Annotated in this window: 21 protein-coding genes; 13 read left to right on the top strand and 8 right to left on the bottom strand. The window is 71.1% G+C overall.

Annotated elements, in window-relative coordinates:
• Positions 1–70 precede the first annotated feature (70 nt).
• The 5 genes from QBL25_RS09710 to QBL25_RS09690 form a co-directional block, all read right to left on the bottom strand.
• A complete protein-coding gene (locus QBL25_RS09710; protein ID WP_409056609.1) occupies positions 71–1,075 on the bottom strand; it encodes an ADP-ribosylglycohydrolase family protein in 1,005 nt (334 codons plus the stop codon).
• Complete coding sequence (locus tag QBL25_RS09705) at positions 1,072–1,791, bottom strand: GntR family transcriptional regulator (RefSeq protein ID WP_409056608.1); 720 nt, start codon at positions 1,789–1,791, stop codon at positions 1,072–1,074. Before QBL25_RS09705 ends, QBL25_RS09710 begins: the two co-directional genes overlap by 4 nt.
• Before the next feature lie 103 nt (positions 1,792–1,894).
• On the bottom strand, positions 1,895–2,881 hold the full coding sequence (locus QBL25_RS09700; protein ID WP_409056607.1) for a bile acid:sodium symporter family protein: 987 nt from the start codon (positions 2,879–2,881) through the stop codon (positions 1,895–1,897).
• A 92-nt stretch (positions 2,882–2,973) separates the two neighbouring features.
• Entirely contained in the window at positions 2,974–3,687 is a 714-nt protein-coding gene (locus QBL25_RS09695; RefSeq protein ID WP_409056606.1) for a L,D-transpeptidase, read from the bottom strand.
• A 3-nt stretch (positions 3,688–3,690) separates the two neighbouring features.
• Positions 3,691–4,278 (bottom strand): pyridoxamine 5'-phosphate oxidase family protein, encoded by a 588-nt coding sequence (locus QBL25_RS09690; RefSeq protein ID WP_409056605.1) that lies wholly within the window; start codon positions 4,276–4,278, stop codon positions 3,691–3,693.
• Positions 4,279–4,444: 166 nt separating this feature from the next.
• Between QBL25_RS09690 and argH the strand changes: the two genes are divergently transcribed.
• The 4 genes from argH (at position 4,445) to QBL25_RS09670 (ending at position 9,110) form a co-directional block, all read left to right on the top strand.
• Complete coding sequence (gene argH / locus QBL25_RS09685; protein ID WP_409056604.1) at positions 4,445–5,875, top strand: argininosuccinate lyase; 1,431 nt, start codon at positions 4,445–4,447, stop codon at positions 5,873–5,875.
• 87 nt (positions 5,876–5,962) lie between these two features.
• Positions 5,963–6,937, top strand: coding sequence for an aldo/keto reductase (locus QBL25_RS09680; protein ID WP_409056603.1), 975 nt, complete (start codon positions 5,963–5,965; stop codon positions 6,935–6,937).
• A gap of 86 nt (positions 6,938–7,023) precedes the next feature.
• Complete coding sequence (locus tag QBL25_RS09675; RefSeq protein WP_409056602.1) at positions 7,024–7,575, top strand: TetR/AcrR family transcriptional regulator; 552 nt, start codon at positions 7,024–7,026, stop codon at positions 7,573–7,575.
• Positions 7,572–9,110, top strand: coding sequence for an MFS transporter (locus tag QBL25_RS09670; protein WP_409056601.1), 1,539 nt, complete (start codon positions 7,572–7,574; stop codon positions 9,108–9,110). Before QBL25_RS09675 ends, QBL25_RS09670 begins: the two co-directional genes overlap by 4 nt.
• 166 nt (positions 9,111–9,276) lie before the next feature.
• Here the strand turns inward: QBL25_RS09670 and QBL25_RS09665 are convergent, their stop codons facing one another.
• On the bottom strand, positions 9,277–10,029 hold the full coding sequence (locus tag QBL25_RS09665) for a lysophospholipid acyltransferase family protein (protein ID WP_409062596.1): 753 nt from the start codon (positions 10,027–10,029) through the stop codon (positions 9,277–9,279).
• Between the two features lie 325 nt (positions 10,030–10,354).
• Between QBL25_RS09665 and QBL25_RS09660 the strand changes: the two genes are divergently transcribed.
• The 3 genes from QBL25_RS09660 (at position 10,355) to QBL25_RS09650 (ending at position 12,655) form a co-directional block, all read left to right on the top strand.
• Entirely contained in the window at positions 10,355–11,524 is a 1,170-nt protein-coding gene (locus QBL25_RS09660) for a glycerophosphodiester phosphodiesterase (protein WP_409056600.1), read from the top strand.
• A 74-nt stretch (positions 11,525–11,598) separates the two neighbouring features.
• Entirely contained in the window at positions 11,599–12,114 is a 516-nt protein-coding gene (locus tag QBL25_RS09655; protein ID WP_409056599.1) for a sigma-70 family RNA polymerase sigma factor, read from the top strand.
• A gap of 37 nt (positions 12,115–12,151) precedes the next feature.
• Positions 12,152–12,655 carry a GNAT family N-acetyltransferase gene (locus tag QBL25_RS09650; protein WP_409056598.1) on the top strand — a complete coding sequence of 168 codons (504 nt, stop codon included), beginning with the start codon at positions 12,152–12,154 and terminating at the stop codon, positions 12,653–12,655.
• Positions 12,656–12,671: 16 nt separating this feature from the next.
• Here QBL25_RS09650 and QBL25_RS09645 read toward each other — a convergent pair whose 3' ends face one another.
• Positions 12,672–13,103, bottom strand: coding sequence for a hypothetical protein (locus QBL25_RS09645; protein WP_409056597.1), 432 nt, complete (start codon positions 13,101–13,103; stop codon positions 12,672–12,674).
• Between the two features lies 1 nt (position 13,104).
• On the bottom strand, positions 13,105–13,464 hold the full coding sequence (locus QBL25_RS09640) for a hypothetical protein (protein ID WP_409056596.1): 360 nt from the start codon (positions 13,462–13,464) through the stop codon (positions 13,105–13,107).
• 70 nt (positions 13,465–13,534) lie between these two features.
• Here QBL25_RS09640 and QBL25_RS09635 point away from each other — a divergent pair, with 70 nt between their 5' ends.
• From QBL25_RS09635 to QBL25_RS09610, 6 genes are all read left to right on the top strand, one after another.
• Positions 13,535–14,182, top strand: a complete 648-nt coding sequence (locus tag QBL25_RS09635; RefSeq protein WP_409056595.1) for an HAD family hydrolase — start codon at positions 13,535–13,537, stop codon at positions 14,180–14,182.
• A 402-nt stretch (positions 14,183–14,584) separates the two neighbouring features.
• The gene (locus QBL25_RS09630) at positions 14,585–15,643 is read left to right on the top strand and encodes a methionine ABC transporter ATP-binding protein (protein ID WP_409056594.1); all 1,059 of its coding nucleotides are present in this window, start codon (positions 14,585–14,587) and stop codon (positions 15,641–15,643) included.
• Positions 15,640–16,377, top strand: coding sequence for a methionine ABC transporter permease (locus tag QBL25_RS09625; protein ID WP_409056593.1), 738 nt, complete (start codon positions 15,640–15,642; stop codon positions 16,375–16,377). The genes QBL25_RS09630 and QBL25_RS09625 overlap by 4 nt, the downstream gene beginning before the upstream one ends.
• 56 nt (positions 16,378–16,433) lie before the next feature.
• Positions 16,434–17,267: a MetQ/NlpA family ABC transporter substrate-binding protein gene (locus tag QBL25_RS09620; protein WP_409056592.1), complete on the top strand. Its 834-nt coding sequence runs from the start codon at positions 16,434–16,436 to the stop codon at positions 17,265–17,267.
• A gap of 2 nt (positions 17,268–17,269) precedes the next feature.
• Complete coding sequence (locus QBL25_RS09615; RefSeq protein ID WP_409056591.1) at positions 17,270–18,097, top strand: MetQ/NlpA family ABC transporter substrate-binding protein; 828 nt, start codon at positions 17,270–17,272, stop codon at positions 18,095–18,097.
• Positions 18,098–18,232: 135 nt separating this feature from the next.
• Complete coding sequence (locus QBL25_RS09610; RefSeq protein ID WP_409056590.1) at positions 18,233–18,877, top strand: GNAT family N-acetyltransferase; 645 nt, start codon at positions 18,233–18,235, stop codon at positions 18,875–18,877.
• Positions 18,878–18,955 lie beyond the last annotated feature (78 nt).

Below are 18,955 nucleotides of genomic sequence, written 5' to 3'. Positions count from 1 at the left end.
GGGCGGGGACGGGGGGCTGTCGTACGGGGTTGCGGGCCTGCGGCCGTATTACCGGGGGGAAGCGGCGGGCTCAGCGGTGGGTGAGCAACTGGGTCGTCAGCGGCTCCAGTTCGAGGCCGTTGACCGAGCGCAGGGTGCGCACGGCGTCGGCGGGCAGCCCCGAGAGGCCGCGCACCGATCCGGCGACCGCGCCCGCGATCGCGCCGATGGTGTCGCTGTCGCCGCCGAGGTTCGCGGCCAGGAGCGTGCTGCGCCAGGGGTCGCCGCCGGTCAGGGCGAGCACCGCGAAGGCGGCGGGGACCGACTCCTGGCTGGCGACGCTGGTGCCGATGAGGGCGACGATGCGGTCCAGGGCTGCGGCCTCGTCCAGGCCGGCCACCAGCTCGCGGGCCCAGGCGATACGGGCGGAGATGTCGGCGCCGGCGATCCAGTGTCCGCGCCGGGCGCCGGCCTCGGCGGCGCTGATCGCGGCCCGGAAGGCCTCGTCGAGGGTGCCGCCCGCGACGCCGGTGCTCACCGCGGCGGCGACGGCCGCCGCGCCCGCGATGCCGACGTTCGTGTCGTGGGTGACCTGGCAGGACTCCACGACCCGGTCCAGGAAGTCCGGCAGCGGATCGGCGGCGAAGGCGATCCCGACCGGGGTCACGCGCATCGCGGCGCCGTTCGTGGTGCCGTACCTGCCCGCCTCCTTGGGGTCGGCGCCGCCCGCGACGGCGTCCAGGGCGGCCTTGGTGGACGGCCCGAGCAGGTCGAAGGAGCCCTTGGCCTTCATCTCCCGCTCCCAGGACAGGAGCGCGTCGGCGAACCGCGTCGGGTCGACGTGCCCGCCGCCCTCGACGAGCAGCCGGGCCACGATGACCGCCTGATCGGTGTCGTCGGTGACGGCACCGGCGGGCATGCCCGCGCTCACGGGGTTGTCGGACCGGGAGGCCTCGAAGCCGGTGACGGTGCCGTAGACGCGTACGACGTCGTCGCGGGACATGATCTGGGTCGGCATGCCCAGGGCGTCGCCGAGCGCGAGTCCGTAGAAGGCGCCGAGTCCGCGGTCGAGAAGGTCGGGCGGTGCGGTGGTCATGCGTGGCCTCCTCGGCCGGTGCGTACGTGCAGTTGGAACCGGGACGGGTCGAGCAGGCTCGTGACCTGCTCCACGACCTGTCCTTCGGCGTCACGGAAGACCTGGGCCAGCCGGATGAACGGTTCACCGGGGGAGCGGTGCAGGACGGCCGCGTCCCGGTCGTCGAGTCCAAGGACCGCGATGTGGGCGTCGCTGGACGCGGCGACGCGGCCCGCGGCCAGCAGGGTCCGGTTGAGCGAGCCGCCTTCGAGGCCGCGCTCGGGCAGGTCGGCGAGGGCGGGCACGGCGGGGACGCGGCTGCGCTCCAGGGAGACGCCGGCCCCGTCGGGCAGCCGCCGGACGCGGTCGAGGGCGATGAAGTGCGGCTCCGCCAGGCCGAGTTCGGCGGCGAGCTCCGGGTCGGTGGTCCGCTCGAACCGCAGGGTGTCCGTGGAGAGCTCGGTGCCCTGGTCGGCGAGCGCCCGGGTCCAGCCGAGCTGCTGGTCGAGCGGGGTCCCGTCGAACGTGACGATCGAACCGATCCCGGCGTGCGTCTCGATGAGCCCCTGCTCGCCGAGCGCGCTCAGCGCCTGCCGCACGGTGGTGCGGCTGACGCCGAAGCGCTCCCGCAGGGCGTGCTCGCCGGGGAGGCGGCTGCCGTCGGCGTGGACCCCGGCGCGGATCTCGTCGGCGAGCACGTGCGCGACACGATGATGCTTATGAACCTGTCCAGGCATGTCTAGAAGGTAAGCGGAGCAGATCCGTCCCGTCTACGGTTTCCGGCGGATTATTTGCTGGGGGAACGTTTGCGGGGCGCTCGTGGGCCTGTGCGGGCCCCGTTCAGGCCTGTTGCCCGGCCCGTGCCTCCGCGCGCCGCGCCCGGTGGGACATCCAGGCGGCGACCAGGGCCCCGGAGACGTTGTGCCACACGGAGAACACGGCGGCGGGCAGTGCGGCCAGCGGGCTGAAGTGCGCGGTGGCGAGCGAGGCGGCGAGCCCCGAGTTCTGCATGCCCACCTCGAAGGCCATGGCACGCGAGGCCGGCGGGCCGAGACGGGCCAGCTTGCCCGCGCCGTAGCCGAGCGCGAGGCCGAGGCCGTTGTGCAGGACGACGGCGAGGAACACCAGCAGGGCGGCCGACTTGATGGCGGCGGCGCTGCCCGCGACCACGACGGCCACGATGACGGCGATGGTCAGCGCGGACAGCCACGGCAGGGCGCTGAGCACCCGCCCGATGTGGCGGCCGAAGAGCAGCCGTACGACCAGACCGGCGAGGACGGGAAGAAGCACGGTCTTGAGGATGTCCGTGACCATCGACCCCGCGTCCACCGGCAGGTACTCGCCCGCGAGGAGCAGCGTCAGCGGGGGCGTGACGAGCGGTGCGAGCACGGTCGAGACGGTGGCGACGGACACGGAGAGCGCCACGTCGCCGCGCGCCAGATAGGTCACGACGTTCGACGCGGTCCCGCTGGGCGCGCAGCCGACGAGGATCACGCCGGCCGCCAGCTGCGGCGAGAGCCCGAGCGCGTGGGCGATGAGCCAGCCGAGCCCCGGCATGATCACGTAGTGCGCGACCAGGCCCAGCGCGACGGCCCAGGGCCGCTTGACGACCCCCTGGAAGTCGAGCGGGGTCATGGTGAGCCCCATGCAGAACATCACGAGCCCCAGGAGGTACGGGACGTTCGTGCCCCAGCCCTTGAAGGCGTCCGGCGCCAGCAGGCCGAGCGCGCCGGCGGCGAGCACGAGGACGGGGAAGACCGTGACGGCGCGGCGGGCCGCCTTGTCGCCGCTCTCCGTGGAATGGGGGATCGTCTGTTCGGTTTGCACCCGGCGATGCAACGCCGCCGGGGAGATCCGACGCAACCGCGTCTCGATATGTGGTCGCTACACGGAGCTGGCGGGGGCGCGCGGGGCTCCGTTCAGTAGCGCGTGAGGGCGGTGGCCCCCGACTCCGTCCCGATCGCCAGGTGCGGCCTGCGGTCCGGGTCGGCCCAGCGCAGGATCCGGCGCATGGCCCCGGCCGGGACGGAGACGCAACCCGCCGTCGCGCCCCGGCCGTTCACGTGCAGGAAGATCCCGGCGCCGCGCCCCCGCACCGGGTGGTCGTAGTTGAAGCCGATCACCAGGGCGTGCGCGTACTGGGGGTCGTACGTGATGAGGTGCTCGGACTCGGTGGCGCGGCAGTCCGCGGGGCGGGGCCGGGTCCAGCGGTTGTAGGAGCGCGAGTCGTTGTCCTGGCACCACCAGGAGTCCTCCGTGACCCGGCGGTAGGGATACTCCGTGCCCGGCGGCGCGGCCTCGATGCCGAAGGCGTACGGCAGGCGGAAGAGCCCGGTGGGGGTCGTGTTCGTGCCCTGCTTGCGGGAGCCGCCCTCCGTCAGGCCTTTCGCGCCGAACCGTGCCGCCGCGGACCCGGACTCCACCCATCGCCCGCCGCGCCGGTCCCACCAGGTGAGCGTGCCGGTGGTGGAGCCGGTGCGCGCGGCCCGCGCGGTGATGAGCTGGGTGCCGCCGCCCGTGTCGGCCATGCGGTCCGGCAGCGGCGGCCTCGCGCCGGGTGCGGCGGCGAGGGTTCCGGTGGCGGCGAGCAGCAGGGCGGCTGCGGACGCGAGGACGGCGGCACGGGGGTGCATGGCTCAGACCGTAGTGGGGGGCAAGGGTAGCGGCAGCCCGGGCAGGCCGTCGATGCTCTGTGCGATGTACTCCTTCTTGGTGAAGTACTCGCTCAGCGAGGCGTCGTCCTCGCGGGCGAAGCGCTTGGCGTGCAGGTCGCGGTCCTCGTCGTACGACATGAAGGGAACCGCGTATCCGCAGGTGTCGCGGACGAGTTCGGCCGTCACGACGATGATCGCGCGCAGGCCGTGCGGGGTCGGGTCGACGGCGGGGAAGTGGCCGAGCAGTTCCGCCCAGCGCGGGTCGTCGCGGAAGACGGGTTCCCCGCGCCCGTGCACCCGGACGATGTTCGGCGGGCCCTGGAAGGCGGTCCACATCAGGGTGATGCGGCCGTTCTCGCGCAGGTGCGCGACCGTCTCGGCGTTGCTCCCCGCGAAGTCGAGATAGGCGACGGTGTGTTCGTCGATGACGGCGAAGGAACCCGAGATGCCCTTGGGGGAGAGATTGATCGTGCCGTCACCGGCGAGCGGCGCGGTGGCGGTGAAGAAGAGAGGCTGAGCCTCTATGAACGTGCGGAGTCTGCCGTCGATGCGTTCGTAGGTCTTTCCCATGCCGATGGATTATTCGTCAGACGTCCTTCGCCTGTCCCACGACTTCATGGGCGTCACGCGCCTTCACGTGCCGTCCCGCGCCAGGACTGGATTGACGAAACATACGGAACACTGCATACTCATGCATGACGGCGAATGCACGGTGCAGGGTTAAGGAGCACGTGAAGTGAGCAGCAACAACGGTGGTGACGTCCGGCTCTGGGGCGGCCGGTTCGCGGACGGCCCGGCGGAGGCCCTCGCCAAGCTGTCGGCATCGGTCCACTTCGACTGGCGCCTCGCGCCGTACGACATCGCCGGTTCGCGCGCCCACGCCCGTGTGCTCCACAAGGCCGGACTGCTCACCGAGGACGAGCTGACCCGCATGCTGGCCGGGCTGGATCAGCTGGAGGCCGACGTCGCCGACGGCTCGTTCGTGGGCACCATCGCCGACGAGGACGTCCACACCGCCCTGGAGCGGGGCCTGCTGGAGCGCCTCGGCCCGGACCTCGGCGGCAAGCTCCGCGCCGGCCGGTCGCGCAACGACCAGGTGGCCACGCTCTTCCGGATGTACCTGCGGGACCACGCCCGCGTCATCGGCGGCCTGATCGCCGACCTCCAGGGCGCACTCGTCGGCCTCGCCGAGGCGCACCCGGACGTCGCCATGCCGGGCCGCACCCACCTCCAGCACGCCCAGCCGGTGCTCTTCGCGCACCACGTCCTCGCGCACGTCCAGTCCCTCTCCCGGGACGCGGAGCGCCTGCGGCAGTGGGACGCGCGGACGGCCGTCTCGCCGTACGGCTCCGGGGCCCTGGCCGGCAGCAGCCTGGGGCTTGACCCCGAGGCCGTCGCCGCCGACCTCGGCTTCGAGCACGGCTCCGCGGGCAACTCCATCGACGGCACGGCGTCACGGGACTTCGCGGCGGAGTTCGCCTTCATCACCGCGATGATCGGCGTGAACCTCTCCCGGATCGCCGAGGAGATCATCCTGTGGAACACGAAGGAGTTCTCCTTCGTCACGCTCCACGACGCCTTCTCGACCGGCTCGTCGATCATGCCGCAGAAGAAGAACCCGGACATCGCCGAGCTGGCGCGCGGCAAGTCCGGTCGGCTCATCGGCAATCTCACGGGCCTGCTGGCGACGCTCAAGGCGCTCCCGCTCGCGTACAACCGCGACCTCCAGGAGGACAAGGAGCCGGTCTTCGACTCCTGCGACCAGCTGGAGGTCCTGCTCCCCGCCTTCACCGGCATGATGGCGACGCTCACCGTGCACCGCGAGCGGATGGAGGAGCTGGCCCCGGCCGGCTTCTCGCTCGCCACGGACATCGCCGAGTGGCTGGTCAGGCAGGGCGTGCCGTTCCGCGTGGCGCATGAGGTCGCGGGTGAGTGCGTCAAGGAGTGCGAGGCGCAGGGCATCGAGCTCGACCAGCTCACGGACGAGCAGTTCGCCAAGATCTCCGAGCACCTCACCCCCGAGGTCCGGACCGTCCTGAACGTCCCCGGCGCCCTCGCGTCCCGCAACGGCCGCGGCGGCACCGCCCCCTCGGCCGTCGCCGTCCAGCTCGCCGAGGTCAAGGCCGACCTGACGGTCCAGCAGGAGTGGGCCGCGGCGCGTAAGTGACGCCGGGACCGCGCGTGTCGCGTTGACGTGGGCATCGCGGGTTACGTTGGTCGCCTTCCGCAAGGAGCCGACCGGACGGAGCCCGCGATGCCCTTTTCTCGCCTGGCCGCAGCGACCACCCCCACCGCCCACATCGGCTTCGGCCTGGCCGCCGTCGGCAGGCCCGGCTACATCACGCTCGGCCGCGCCACCGACCTGCCGCCTTCCCGCAGCGTCGAGGCCCTGCGCGAGCGCACCTTCGAACTCCTCGACGCGGCCTACGCGCTGGGCGTGCGGTACATCGACGCGGCGCGTTCGTACGGCCGCTCCGAGGAGTTCCTCGCCGACTGGCTGCACGCCAGGCCCGACGTCCGGGACGTCGTGATCGGCAGCAAGTGGGGCTACACGTACACCGCCGCCTGGCAGGCCGACGCCGCGCCCCCGCACGAGGTCAAGGACCACAGCCTCGCCGCGTACGTCCGGCAGCGCGAGGAGAGTGCCCGACTGCTCGGCGAGCGGCTCGACCTCTACCAGATCCACTCCGTGACGCCCGAGAGCCCCGCCCTGCACGACAAGGAACTGCACGCGCGGCTGGCCGAGCTCGCGGCGTCGGGCGTGACGGTCGGGCTGTCCGTCAGCGGCCCCGCGCAGGCCGCCGCGATCCGGGCCGCGCTCGACGTGACCGTGGACGGCGCACCCCTCTTCCGTACGGTCCAGGCGACGTACAACGCCCTGGAGACCTCGGCGGGCCCCGCGCTCGCCGAGGCGCACGACGCGGGCCTGACCGTGCTGGTCAAGGAGGCCATGGCCAACGGCCGCCTCGCCGGCCCGCAGGCCCCCGAGGCCCTGCGCGAGATCGCCGGGGCGACCGGAGCGGCCGCTGACGCGGTGGCCCTCGCCCTGGTCCTGCGGCAGCCGTGGGCGGGCGTGGTGCTCTCCGGCGCGGCCACCTCGGTCCAGCTCGTCTCGAACCTGCACGCGGCGGCCGTCGATCTGGACGGGGAGCAGCTGGAGCGGCTCGCGGGCCTGGCGGAGGAGCCCGCCGCCTACTGGGAGCGGCGCGGACAGCTGCCCTGGCACTGAGCCGAGCGACCCCCTTGAGTGACCGTCGGTGAGAGGCGCACGTATCTCGTGAGACAAATATGTCTCGCATGGATTATGGTTGTCTCATGTCAGTCGATCGCGATCAGGTGCTGCGCAGCGCCGCGGCGCTCCTCACCCGCAAAGGCTCGGCCACGATGGACGAGGTGGCGCGTGCCGCGGGGATCAGCCGGGCCACCCTGCACCGCCACTTCGCCGGCCGCGACGCCCTCGTGCGCGCCCTGGAGGAGCTCGGCATACAGGAGTGCGAGGCCGCCCTGGAGGCGGCCGGGCTCGGCGAGGGCAGCGCCGAGGAGGCGCTGCGCCGCCTGGTGAAGGAGATCCAGCCGGCCGCGGGCCTGCTCGCGTTCCTCGTCACCGAGAACCAGCTCTTCGAGGACGACGCACAGCACGAGGGCTGGTCCCGCCTCGACGACAACATCGGCGCGCTCTTCCGGCGCGGCCAGGAGAGCGGCGAGTTCCGCATCGACCTGAGCCCCGCCTGGCTGACGGAGGCGCTGTACGGACTCATCGGCGCCGGCGCCTGGGCCGTACTGGACGGCCGCGTGGCCGCCAAGGACTTCACACACATGATCGCCGAGCTGCTGATCGGCGGCGCACGACGGAGAGTGGAACCATGACCAGCATCGAACAGCGGACCGCGTCGGCGGAGGTCGAGCGCAGCCCCGGCCGCTGGCTCGCGCTCGCCGTGCTGGTCCTCGCCGTGCTGCTCGTCGCCGTGGACGCGACGGTGCTCGGCCTCGCGACCCCGTACATCAGCGAGGACCTCGAACCGACCGGCACCCAGCTGCTGTGGATCGGCGACGTGTACTCGTTCGTCATCGCCGGTCTGCTCGTCTCCATGGGCAGCCTCGGCGACCGCATCGGCCGCAAGAAGCTCCTGCTGATAGGTGCGGTGGCCTTCGGCGCCGTCTCGGTGCTCAACGCCTACGCGACCACGCCCGAACTCCTCGTGCTGGCCCGGGCGCTGCTCGGTGTCGCCGGTGCGACGCTGATGCCGTCCACGCTCGCCCTGATCCGGAACATCTTCCACGACCCGCGCGAGCGCAGCCTCGCGGTCGGCATCTGGGGCGCCATGGCGTCGGCCGGTGCCGCCGTGGGGCCGGTCGTGGGCGGCTTCCTGCTCGAACACTTCTGGTGGGGCTCGGTCTTCCTGATCAACCTGCCGGTGATGGCCGTCCTGGTCCTGGTCGGGATCAAGCTCCTGCCCGAGTCGAAGAACCCGGCGCCGGGCCCGTGGGACCTGATCAGCGTCGTCCTCTCGCTCATCGGCATGATCGCCATCGTGTACGCCATCAAGGAGGCGGCGGCGCACGGCATCCGCTGGGACATCGCGGTGGCGGCCGTGCTCGGCGTGGCGGCCCTCACCTGGTTCGTCCGCCGCCAGCTCACCCTGACGGCGCCGCTCCTGGACATGCGCCTGTTCCGCAACCGGGGCTTCTCCGGGGCGGTCCTCGCCGACCTCCTCACGGTGCTCGGTCTCTCGGGTCTGGTCTTCTTCCTCTCCCAGTTCCTGCAACTGGTCCAGGGCAGGAGGCCGTTCGAGGCGGGCCTCGCCGAGCTGCCGGCCGCGGTGGGCGCGGTCGCGGCGGGTCTGATCGCGGGCATGGTCGCGCGGCGGTTCTCCGTGCGCGCGGTGGTCGCCGGTGGTCTCGCGGCGGTGGGCCTGGCCCTCGCGGCGCTGACCACGCTCAGCCAGAGCACGGGCTATCCGCTGCTCGGGGCCTCGCTCCTGGTCGTCGGCATCGGCGCGGGCTTCTCGTTCACGGTGACGGCCGACGTCATCCTCTCCAGCGTGCCCAAGGAGCAGGCGGGCGCGGCGTCCGCGGTCTCCGAGACGGCGTACGAACTGGGCGCGGCCCTGGGCATCGCCCTGCTCGGCTCCATCGTGACCGGCGTCTACCGCGGCTTCACCGCCCCGGCGGGCACCCCGCCCGAGGTGGCGTCGGCCGCGCACGAATCGCTGGGCGGCGCGGTGGAGTCCACGGCCGGCCTCCCGGCCCACCAGTCGGCGGAGCTGCTGGCCTCGGCCCAGGACGCCTTCGTGGACGGCCTGCGGCTGGCCTCCGGGGTGGGCGCGGCGGTCCTGATCGCCACGGCGGTGGCGGCGTGGTTCCTCCTGAAGGGCTCGAAGCTGGAGGACGGCGCCCCGTAGGGGCGCGGGGAACTGCGCGACCGGCCACAGGCGGCCCGCAGCCGACGACGCACGGCCTGTCAGGAAAACCAGTCAGGAAAGCCTGTCAGGAAAAGCGAAACGCCCGCCCGGCGCAGGGGGAGACCCCGGCGCCGGGCGGGCGCACTGCCGAAGACCGGGCCCCGGGCTACGCGGCCTTCGCCTTGGTCGCGTACATGTCCACGTACTCCTGACCGGAGAGCTGCATGACCTCCGTCATCACGGAGTCCGTCACCGCCCGCAGCACATAGCGGTCGCGGTCCATGCCCTCGTAGCGCGAGAACTCCATCGGCTCGCCGAAGCGCACCGTCACGCGGCCCGGGCGCGGAAGACCCTTGCCGCCCGGCTGGAGCTTGTCCGTGCCGATCATCGCGAAGGGGACGACGGGCGCGCCGGTCATGAGGGTCAGCCGGGCGATGCCCGTACGGCCGCGGTACAGCCGGCCGTCGGGGGAGCGGGTGCCCTCGGGGTAGATCCCGAAGAGCTTGCCCTCCTCCAGGACGCGCCGCCCGGTCATCAGGGCGGCCACACCGCCGTGGCCGCCGTCGCGGTCCACGGGGATCATGCCGGAGCCGGTGAAGAACCAGGCCATCAGGCGGCCCTTGAGTCCCTTGCCCGTGACGTACTCGTCCTTGCCGATGAAGTACACGGGGCGCGGGCAGACCAAGGGCATGATCATCGAGTCGATGAACGTGAGGTGGTTTCCGGCCATGATGACCGGACCGGTGCCCGGAATGTTCTCGGCGCCTTCCACCCGAGGGCGGAACATCAGACGCAAGATCGGTCCGAGCACAGCCTTGATGAGCGCGAGACGGGACAACGGGCCCTCCGGTGTCAAACGGGTCGACGACGAGTATGTGCAGGTGAGGACGATACTCGCGGGCCCACGCTCACCGCACATCGGGTTCACGCACTCGATACGCAGAGTTGACATGCGGATGCGTGGTGTTGCCCTCGGACCGCCCTCCCTGAGATGACGTTATCTCCGTGTGCCCCATGTGGCGCGTCCTAGTGGTCCTTGTCACGCACCGCGGTCACGCGCTGCCACGGAGTTCCGGGCCGTTCCCGGCCGTACGGAGACCCACCGAACGGACCCCGTCCCGCACACCAGTCGCCATCCGGCGTCACCCTTCCGTTCGGTCCAGGGTCTCCCGTCCGTCACGTGCGGCCACCTACGATCGTCCCGCTTTGTCAGGTGCAAGGCAGTACATCGGGAGGAGCGCTCAATGGCTACGCAGAAGTCGGGTCGGCCGGAGTCCGGGGAGCAGCGGCCGGGACGGCGCGCGGTACTGGGAGCGGCGGTCCTCGGGGCCGGCACAGCCGTCGTAGGACTGCCCGGTGTGGCGAGAGCCGACGGGAAGCACGGGCACGGCGGGTACAAGGACCTGCCGGTGCCCACGGTCGTCGCGCACCGCGGGACCAGCGGCTACCGGCCCGAGCACACGCTCGGTTCGTACCAGCTCGCCCTCGACATGGGCGCGCACGTCATCGAGCAGGACGTCGTGCCCACCAAGGACGGCCATCTCGTATGCCGTCACGAGAACGACATCACCGCGACCACGGACGTCTCGGCGCACCCCGAGTTCGCGTCCCGCAGGACCACCAAGTCCGTGGACGGCACCTCGCTCACCGGCTGGTTCACCGAGGACTTCACGCTCGCCGAGCTGAAGACCCTGCGCGCCAAGGAGCGCATCCCCGGCACCCGCCAGCGCAACACCCTCTACGACGGCCGCTGGGACGTGCCCACCCTGGAAGAGGTCTTCCGGTGGGCGGAGAAGCAGGGCCGCGCGCGCGGCGAGCGGATCTGGCTGCACATCGAGACCAAGCACCCCACCTACTTCCGCAAGCTGGGCCTCGGCCTGGAGGAGCCGCTGGCCAAGCTGCTGCGCAAGTACGGCCGCCACAAGAAGAACTCGCCGAACTTCCTCCAGTCCTTCGAGCCCAGCAGCATCCAGCGCCTGAACAAGCTCGTCGACGCGCCGCTCGTGGTCCTCCTGTCCGGCGCGAGCTCCCGCCCCTGGGACTTCGTCGAGGCGGGCGACCCGCGCACGGTCGCCGACCTCATCAAGCCCGAGGGCCTGGAGTGGATGGCGTCGTTCGCGCAGGGCATCGGCCCCACGCTCGACCTGATCATCCCGAGGAAGGCGGACGGCAGCCTCGGCACCCCGACCACCCTCGTGAAGGACGCGCACGCGGCGGGCCTGATCCTGCACCCGTACACGATGCGCAACGAGAACACCTTCCTGCCCGCGAACTTCCGCAAGGGCACCGACCCGAACGCCTACGGCGACGCCTTCGGGGCCTTCAAGGCGTACTTCGAGACGGGCATCGACGGGATCTTCTCCGACAACTGCGACACCGCGCTCCTGGCCCGCGAGGACTTCGTCAACAGCTGATCGTCCGGCCCCGGTTGGGGTGACAGACGGCCGCCCCGGCAACCCGCCGCCGGGGCGGCCGCGTCCCGCCCTGCATGACGACCGAGCTCATCCCCACGCTGCGTCCCCTCCTCGCCGCCGAGGCCGTCGCCGCGGCGCACGGCTCCGGCGCCGACCCCGGCGACCTCGAACAGGCCGTCTGGCTCCGCCTGCTCGAACGCATGGAAGCCGCCGACCCACCCGCCGACCCGGCCACCTGGCTGCGCGCGGCCGTCGCCTCCGAGGCGCGCCGCACCCGGCGTACGGCGGAGCGCGAAGTGGCCTACGCGACCGAACCCGCCGACGACGCCGAGCGCGGCCCCGAGCAGCGCGCCCTGCGGGCCGACCGCGACCGCACCCTGCACGCCGCGGTGCGCAGACTGCCCGGCCGCTGCCCCAACCTCATGGCGGCGCTGCTGTCCCCCAAGGACCTCACCTACCGGGAGATCGCAGGTGAGTTGGGAATGTCACAGGGCAGTCTGGGGCCCGAACGTTCCCGTTGCCTGGGATGCCTGCGCAGAATGCTCGCGGCGGAGGTTGCAGCTCCTGAACCGTGGGGAAGGGAGCGATAGACAACCGGCGGAGCAGGTGAGCGGGAGGCATGCACACATGGGCATGAGCGTGACCATCTCGGAGGCGGGCGGACAGGACGCCGAGAAGATCCTCAAACTGCAGTACCTGTGCTACCAGAGCGAGGCCGAGCTGTACGGCGACTACTCCATCGAGCCGCTCACGCAGTCCCTCGCCTCACTCCAGGCCGAACTGGACGCCGGCGGCGTCCTGGTGGCCCGCCTCGGGGACGAGGTGGTCGCCTCGGTGCGCGGCACGGTCGGACCCGACGGCACCGCGCGGATCGACAAGCTCGTCGTCCACCCCAGGATGCAGCGCCACGGCCTGGGCGGCCGGCTCCTGGACGCGATAGAGCGGCACCTCGGGGCGGGCGGCACCGCCAAGTGCTTCCAGCTCTTCAGCGGCCACCGCAGCGAGCAGAGCCTCCAGCTCTACCGCAAGCACGGGTACGCGCCCGTGAACACCGAGCGCGTGAACGAACGGCTCACGCGGATCACCCTGGCCAAGGACGTGGACGCGCGCGCGTTCGTGCCCAGCGCCTAGGCCGGGACCGCGCCCCTCACGGGGTCGCGCGGGCCTTGTTCAGCCAGAAGATCCCGGTGATCGGCAGGATCACCGGGATGAACAGATAGCCCATCCCGAAGTCCGACCACACCGTCGCGTCGGGGAAGGCGGACGGCTCGACGAGCGTCCAGGTCCCCACCGCGAGGACGCCCACCAGCTCGGCGGCGCAGCACACCAGCGCCGCCCTGCGGGCCTTCTCGCCGCCGCGCACGAGCGAGTACGTGATGAAGCCGTAGACGAGGCCCGCGAGCGCGGACAGCGTGTACGCGAGCGGCGCCTTGTGGAAGTCCGTCGAGATCTGCACGGCGGAGCGCGACACGGCGCCGACCACCATCACCCCGTACAGCCACACCAGGAGGATGCCCGGCCCGGTGATGAGCCGCTGCCTCTGCCTGCGTTCCTGCTTGCCGGGCCCGGTCACCGTCACCTCAGCCTCCCCAGATGTCGTAGAGCCGCACCTGGAGCACGGCCAGGACCACGCCTCCCGCGGCGACCGTGACGGAGCCCCAACGGGTGCGCTCCGCGAGGGACATGAAGCCCGCCGCCGGAACGCAGGCGAAGGAGCCGATCAGATACGCCACGAAGATCGTCGTGCCCTGCTCCGGCTGCTGTCCCCGCGCCAGCTGGACGATGCCGACGATCAGCTGGACGGTGGCGAGGAAGGTCACCACGGCCATGCCGATGAAGTGCCAGTCCTTGGTCGGCTGGTCCCGGTAGGCGGCGAAACCGCACCACGCGGCGAGTACGAGCGCGGCCACGGCGGTCGCGATCGTCAGGGCAACAAGCATGCGGTGACTTTATTACGGGCCCTATGACCCGATGCGCGCACCCCAGGGGTGCCCCGTACGCTCGGACACCATGAAGATCCACGCTGAAGCCCTCCTGTTCGACAACGACGGCACCCTCATCTCCTCCATGGAGTCGGTGTACCGCTGCTGGAGGCGCTTGGCGCAGGAGTACGGCATCACCGCCGAGGCGTTCGAGCGGGTCGAGCTGCACGGCCGCCCCGCCGCCGAGATCATCGCCGACATGCTGCCCGCCGAGCGGGTGCCCGAGGCCGTCGCCCGCATCGAGGAGCTCGAGGTCTCCGACGTGGCGGGCGGCGTCGTGCTGCTGCCCGGCACCCTGGAGCTGCTCTCGGCCCTGCCGCCCGAGCGCTGGGCCGTGGTCACCTCCGCCGGGCGCCGCCTGGCCGAGGCCCGGCTCGCGGAGGTCGGCATCGCCCCCGGGATGCTGATCGCCGCCGACGACATCACGCGCGGGAAGCCCGACCCCGAGCCGTTCCTCCTCGCGGCCGCGAAGCTGGGCGTCGACCCGGCGCGCTGCGTGGTCTTCGAGGACGCCCCCGCGGGTCTCACGGCGGGCCGCGCGGCCGGCATGACCACCGTGGCGTTGGCCACAACGCACACCGCGGACGAGCTCGTCGCCGACGTGGTCGTGAAGGACCTCTCGGCCGTGTCCGCACTGGCCACCGAGGGTGGCGTGGAGATCACCGCGGGGGCCTGAGCACCCGCCCGGCCCCGTCCGCACCTGTCCACCGGCCGTCCGTATACCGGACAACGGTGGCGGGCCGCGGACGCACGCGTGTTTTACTGGTCCACATGACCACGACGAGCAGCCGCACCCCTGCGACCGAGGCGATCACGACGCCCGGTGCTCGTTGTATGTGTCGAATGTGCGCCTTCTGAGGGCCCCCGCACCACCCCTGAGCATCGCGCCCCGAAGCGAAGCCGCTGTGCCGCGCCCCTGTGCGACGTACGCCCGACGTACCTGACGCAGGAAGCGAGCCTGCCCCGCGCACACGTCCTCCGGTTCTTTTCGCCACCGCGAGAAACCGTGCCGCGTTCCCCACGAATGCCCCGTGCCGGCGAGAACCGCGCCGCGCACTCGACAGTGACGGAAACCCCTGTGATCACCACTTCCGGCCTGACCAAGGTCTACCGCTCACGCGGTCGTGAAGTAACTGCCCTCGACGGCGTCGATCTGCATGTCCGCGAAGGCGAGGTGTACGGCGTCATCGGCCAGTCCGGCGCCGGCAAGTCCTCGCTGATCCGCTGCGTGAACCTCCTGGAGCGCCCCACCGCCGGCACCGTGTCCGTCGCCGGCCAGGACCTCACCGCCCTCGCCGGCCGCGGCAGCCGCGCGAGCAAGGACCTGCGCCGGGCGCGCAGCCGCATCGGCATGGTCTTCCAGCACTTCAACCTGCTGTCCTCGCGCACCGTCAAGGACAACGTCGAGCTGCCCCTGGAGATCCTCGGACTCAGCGGCGCCGAGCGCTCCCGCAAGGCCCTCGAACTCCTCGACCTGGTCGGCCTCGCCGACAAGGCCAAGTCCTACCCGGCGCAGCTCTCCGGCGGCCAGAAGCAGCGCGTCGGCATCGCCCGCGCCCTGGCCGGCGACCCGAAGGTGCTGCTCTCGGACGAGGCCACCAGCGCCCTTGACCCGGAGACCACCCGCTCCATTCTCAAGCTCCTGCGCGACCTCAACCGGCAGCTCGGCCTGACCGTCCTGCTGATCACGCACGAGATGGACGTCGTCAAGAGCGTCTGCGACTCCGCCGCCCTCATGGAGAACGGGCGGATCGTCGAGTCCGGCACCGTCACCGAGCTGCTCGCGACGCCCGGCTCCGAGCTGGCCGCCGCGCTCTTCCCGGTCAGCGGCGTCGCCACGGGCGCCGACCGCACCGTCGTCGACGTGACCTTCCACGGCGAAGCCGCGACCCAGCCGGTCATCTCCCAGCTGTCGCGCACGTACAACATCGACATCTCGATCCTCGGCGCCGCGATGGACACCGTCGCGGGCAAGCAGGTCGGCCGCATGCGCATCGAGCTGCCGGGCCGCTTCGAGGAGAACGTCGTCCCGATCGGCTTCCTGCGCGAGCAGGGGCTCCAGGTCGACATCGCGGGCGAAGACCCCGCCGCCCCGCCGCAGGACGCCACGCTGCTGGTCAAGGAAGGTGCCAAGTGACCTGGTCGGAGATGCAGCCCCTGCTGGAGCAGGCCTGTTGGGACACCCTCTACATGGTCGGCTGGTCGACGCTGATAGCCGTCGTGGCCGGACTGCCGCTCGGCATCCTGCTGGTCCTGACCGACCGCGGCGGCCTGTTGCAGAACACGGTCCTGAACAAGCTCATCGGGCAGATCGTGAACATCGCGCGCTCGATGCCCTTCATCATCCTCATGGTCGCCCTGATGGGCTTCACGCGCTGGCTCACCGGCACGACCATCGGCCGCGAGGCCGCCATCGTGCCGCTCGCGATCGGCGCCACGCCGTTCTTCGCGCGGCTCGTGGAGACCGCGGTGCGCGAGGTCGACGGCGGCCTCGTCGAGGCCGTGCAGTCGATGGGCGGCAACACCTGGACCATCGTGCGCAAGGTCCTCGTGCCGGAGTCGCTGCCCTCGCTGATCTCCAGCACCACCACGACGATCGTCACGATCATCGGCTACTCGGCCATCACCGGCGCCGTCGGCGCGGGCGGCCTCGGCGACATCGCCATCCGCTACGGCTACCAGCGCTTCGAGACCGAACTGATGTGGATCACCGTCGGCGTCCTCGCCGTGGTCATCTCGGTCATCCAGTTCGCCGGCGACTACGCGGCCCGCAGGCTGCACCGGCGCGGCGGCCACTCGGGCGCCGCCCCCAAGCTGCGCCTGCTCAAGCTCAAGGCGTCGACCCCGCCGCCCCCGACCCCCTCGATCTGACCCACCCCCGCACACCCCATCGCGGGGCGTACCACCCATGGAGAAAGGCACTTTTCGTGCGTAACACCGCCAAGATCACCACCGCTGTCCTCGCCACCGGCGCCCTCACCCTCGGGCTCTCCGCCTGCGGCTCCGACAAGGACTCCGCCGCGGACAAGGACGGCAAGCTCGTCGTCGCCGCGACCCCCACCCCGCAGGGCGAGATCCTCGACTACGTCAAGGCGAAGCTCGCCAAGAAGGCCGGCCTCGACCTCGAGGTCAAGGAGTTCACCGACTACGTCACGCCGAACACCGCCGTCCAGCAGGGCGAGGTCTTCGCGAACTACTTCCAGCACAAGCCGTACCTCGACGACTTCAACAAGAAGAACGGGACGGACATCGTGCCCGTCCCGGACGCGACGGTGCACCTGGAGCCGCTCGGCGTCTACTCCAAGAGCGTCAAGAAGCTCGACGGCCTGAAGAACGGCGCCACGATCGCGCTCCCGAACGACACCACCAACGAGGCGCGCGCCCTTAAGCTCCTGGCCGACAACGGCCTGATCGAGCTCAAGAAGGGCGTCGGCTACGAGGCCACCCCCAAGGACGTCGCGAAGAACCCGAAGAACCTCAAGTTCAAGGAGCTGGAGGCGGCCCAGGTGCCCCGCTCCCTCGGTGACGTCGACGCCGCGGTGATCAACGGCAACTACGCCCTCGAAGCCAAGCTCAGCCCGGCCAAGGACGCCCTCGTCGCCGAGCCCGCCAAGGGCAACCCCTACGGCAACTTCCTCGCCGTGAAGAAGGGCGACGAGAACGACCCGCGCGTGAAGAAGCTCGCCAAGCTCCTCACCTCGCCCGAGGTCAAGAAGTTCATCGCCGACAAGTACGACGGTGCCGTCGTCGCGGCGTTCTGATCATGCGCGGGCACGTCACGGCCGCCGTCACCGGTGCGCTCACCCTGGCGCTCGGCCTGACCGCGTGCGGCTCCGGATCCGGTGCGGGGGACGGCGGGGATGACACGCTCACCGTCGGCGCCACCCCGACCCCGGCCGGTGAAGTCCTCACGTACATCAAGGAGAACCTCGCGAAGAAGAAGGGACTCGACCTGCGGATCACGGAGTTCACCGACTACGTCACCCCGAACACCGCGCTCCAGGAAGGCTCCCTCGACGCCAACCTCTACCAGCACGCCCCGTACCTGGAGGACTTCAACAAGTCCAAGAAGACGGAGCTCACGCCGGTGACCGAGGTCTATCTGCCGCCGATGGGGGTGTACGCGAAGAAGGCGAAGGACGTCACCGAGCTGTCCGCCGGCGCGACCGTCGCCCTTCCGAACGACACCACCAACGAGGGCAGGGCGCTGCAACTCCTCGCGTCCAAGGGCGTCATCGGGCTCAAGAAGGGGGCCGGTTCGACCGCCACCCCCGAGGACGTCACGTCCAACCCGAAGAAGCTCGTCCTCAAGCCGCTGGAACCCGCCCAGCTGCCCCGCTCCCTGGAAGACGTCGAAGCCGCGGTCATCAACAACAACTACGCGCTCGACGCCGGACTCAGCCCCAAGAAGGACGCCTTCCTTCTGGAGTCACCCAAGGACAATCCGTACAACAACGTGCTCGCCGTCAAGAAGGGCGACGAGGACGATCCGCGGATCGAGAAGCTGGCCGCGCTGCTCACTTCACCCGAGGTGAAGCGGTTCATCGAGGACACGTACAAGGGCTCCGTCCTGCCCGTCTCGACGAGCTGACACACAGTCCGATTCCGTCCCCGCCACGGGGTCCGCTCCTGACACGGGAGCGGACCCCGTGGTGCGTTTGCGCGCCGACATGCTGCATGCTGGGCACTTCAGCAGGTCCGAGGGTTCCAGGTTACGGAGCAGCGCATGACTACCACCTTCCCCGACGTCTCCATCAGCACGGAGCGGTTGGTGCTGCGCCCGTTCGAGGAAGCCGACGTCTCCGCGTACACGGAGATGATGAACGACGAGATGGTCACTGCCTGGACTTCCGTGCCCCAGCCCTACACCGAGGACGACGCCCGCGACTGGATCAACCGCCTCGCGCCCGCCGAGCGCACCGAGGGCCACGGCATCGCCCTCGCCGTCACGGAGTTCCTCACCCAGCGCCTGGTCGGCGTCGTCCAACTGCGCGACACCGACTGGCGCGTACGCTCCTGCGAACTCAAGTACGTCGTCGCCCCCTGGGCCCGCGGCGAGGGGTACGCCTCGGAGGCGGCGCTCGCCACCGCCCAGTGGCTCTTCAACGACCAGCGCTTCGAGCGCATCGAGCTGCGCACCGCCGCCGACAACACCGCCGCCCAGCAGGTCGCGCAGAAGATCGGCTGCATCAGCGAGGGAGTCCTGCGGGGCGCCTGGATAGCGCGTACGCGCAACGGCGGGGACCCCTTCGGCGGGTGGCTCGAGGTGCGGACCGACCTCATCGTGTGGAGCCTGCTCCCCGAGGATCTGGAAGGCGTCGGCGAGCAGCTCGCCGACAGCGGCTTCACGGCGTTCTCCGACTGGAACTGACCGCCGGAGCACCACAGAGGTCCACCAGGTACGCTCGCCCTGGCCGCACGCGGTTGTCCCCTACACGCGAAGCCCGGC

This window comes from Streptomyces sp. SYP-A7185 (assembly GCF_046103685.1).
GTDB lineage: Bacteria > Actinomycetota > Actinomycetes > Streptomycetales > Streptomycetaceae > Streptomyces.
The sequence above is the reverse complement of the archived record's forward strand: the minus strand, read 5'-3'. Positions and strand labels throughout refer to the sequence as shown.

Coding starts and splice junctions, on each gene's coding strand:
- QBL25_RS09705 (WP_409056608.1), bottom strand. CDS start 1,791: ATGCCTGGACAGGTTCATAAGCATCATCGTGTCGCGCACGTGCTCGCC.
- QBL25_RS09695 (WP_409056606.1), bottom strand. CDS start 3,687: ATGCACCCCCGTGCCGCCGTCCTCGCGTCCGCAGCCGCCCTGCTGCTC.
- QBL25_RS09675 (WP_409056602.1), top strand. CDS start 7,024: ATGTCAGTCGATCGCGATCAGGTGCTGCGCAGCGCCGCGGCGCTCCTC.
- QBL25_RS09610 (WP_409056590.1), top strand. CDS start 18,233: ATGACTACCACCTTCCCCGACGTCTCCATCAGCACGGAGCGGTTGGTG.
- QBL25_RS09680 (WP_409056603.1), top strand. CDS start 5,963: ATGCCCTTTTCTCGCCTGGCCGCAGCGACCACCCCCACCGCCCACATC.
- QBL25_RS09615 (WP_409056591.1), top strand. CDS start 17,270: ATGCGCGGGCACGTCACGGCCGCCGTCACCGGTGCGCTCACCCTGGCG.
- QBL25_RS09655 (WP_409056599.1), top strand. CDS start 11,599: ATGACGACCGAGCTCATCCCCACGCTGCGTCCCCTCCTCGCCGCCGAG.
- QBL25_RS09690 (WP_409056605.1), bottom strand. CDS start 4,278: ATGGGAAAGACCTACGAACGCATCGACGGCAGACTCCGCACGTTCATA.
- QBL25_RS09650 (WP_409056598.1), top strand. CDS start 12,152: ATGGGCATGAGCGTGACCATCTCGGAGGCGGGCGGACAGGACGCCGAG.
- QBL25_RS09670 (WP_409056601.1), top strand. CDS start 7,572: ATGACCAGCATCGAACAGCGGACCGCGTCGGCGGAGGTCGAGCGCAGC.
- QBL25_RS09660 (WP_409056600.1), top strand. CDS start 10,355: ATGGCTACGCAGAAGTCGGGTCGGCCGGAGTCCGGGGAGCAGCGGCCG.
- QBL25_RS09640 (WP_409056596.1), bottom strand. CDS start 13,464: ATGCTTGTTGCCCTGACGATCGCGACCGCCGTGGCCGCGCTCGTACTC.
- QBL25_RS09635 (WP_409056595.1), top strand. CDS start 13,535: ATGAAGATCCACGCTGAAGCCCTCCTGTTCGACAACGACGGCACCCTC.
- QBL25_RS09665 (WP_409062596.1), bottom strand. CDS start 10,029: ATGTGCGGTGAGCGTGGGCCCGCGAGTATCGTCCTCACCTGCACATAC.
- QBL25_RS09710 (WP_409056609.1), bottom strand. CDS start 1,075: ATGACCACCGCACCGCCCGACCTTCTCGACCGCGGACTCGGCGCCTTC.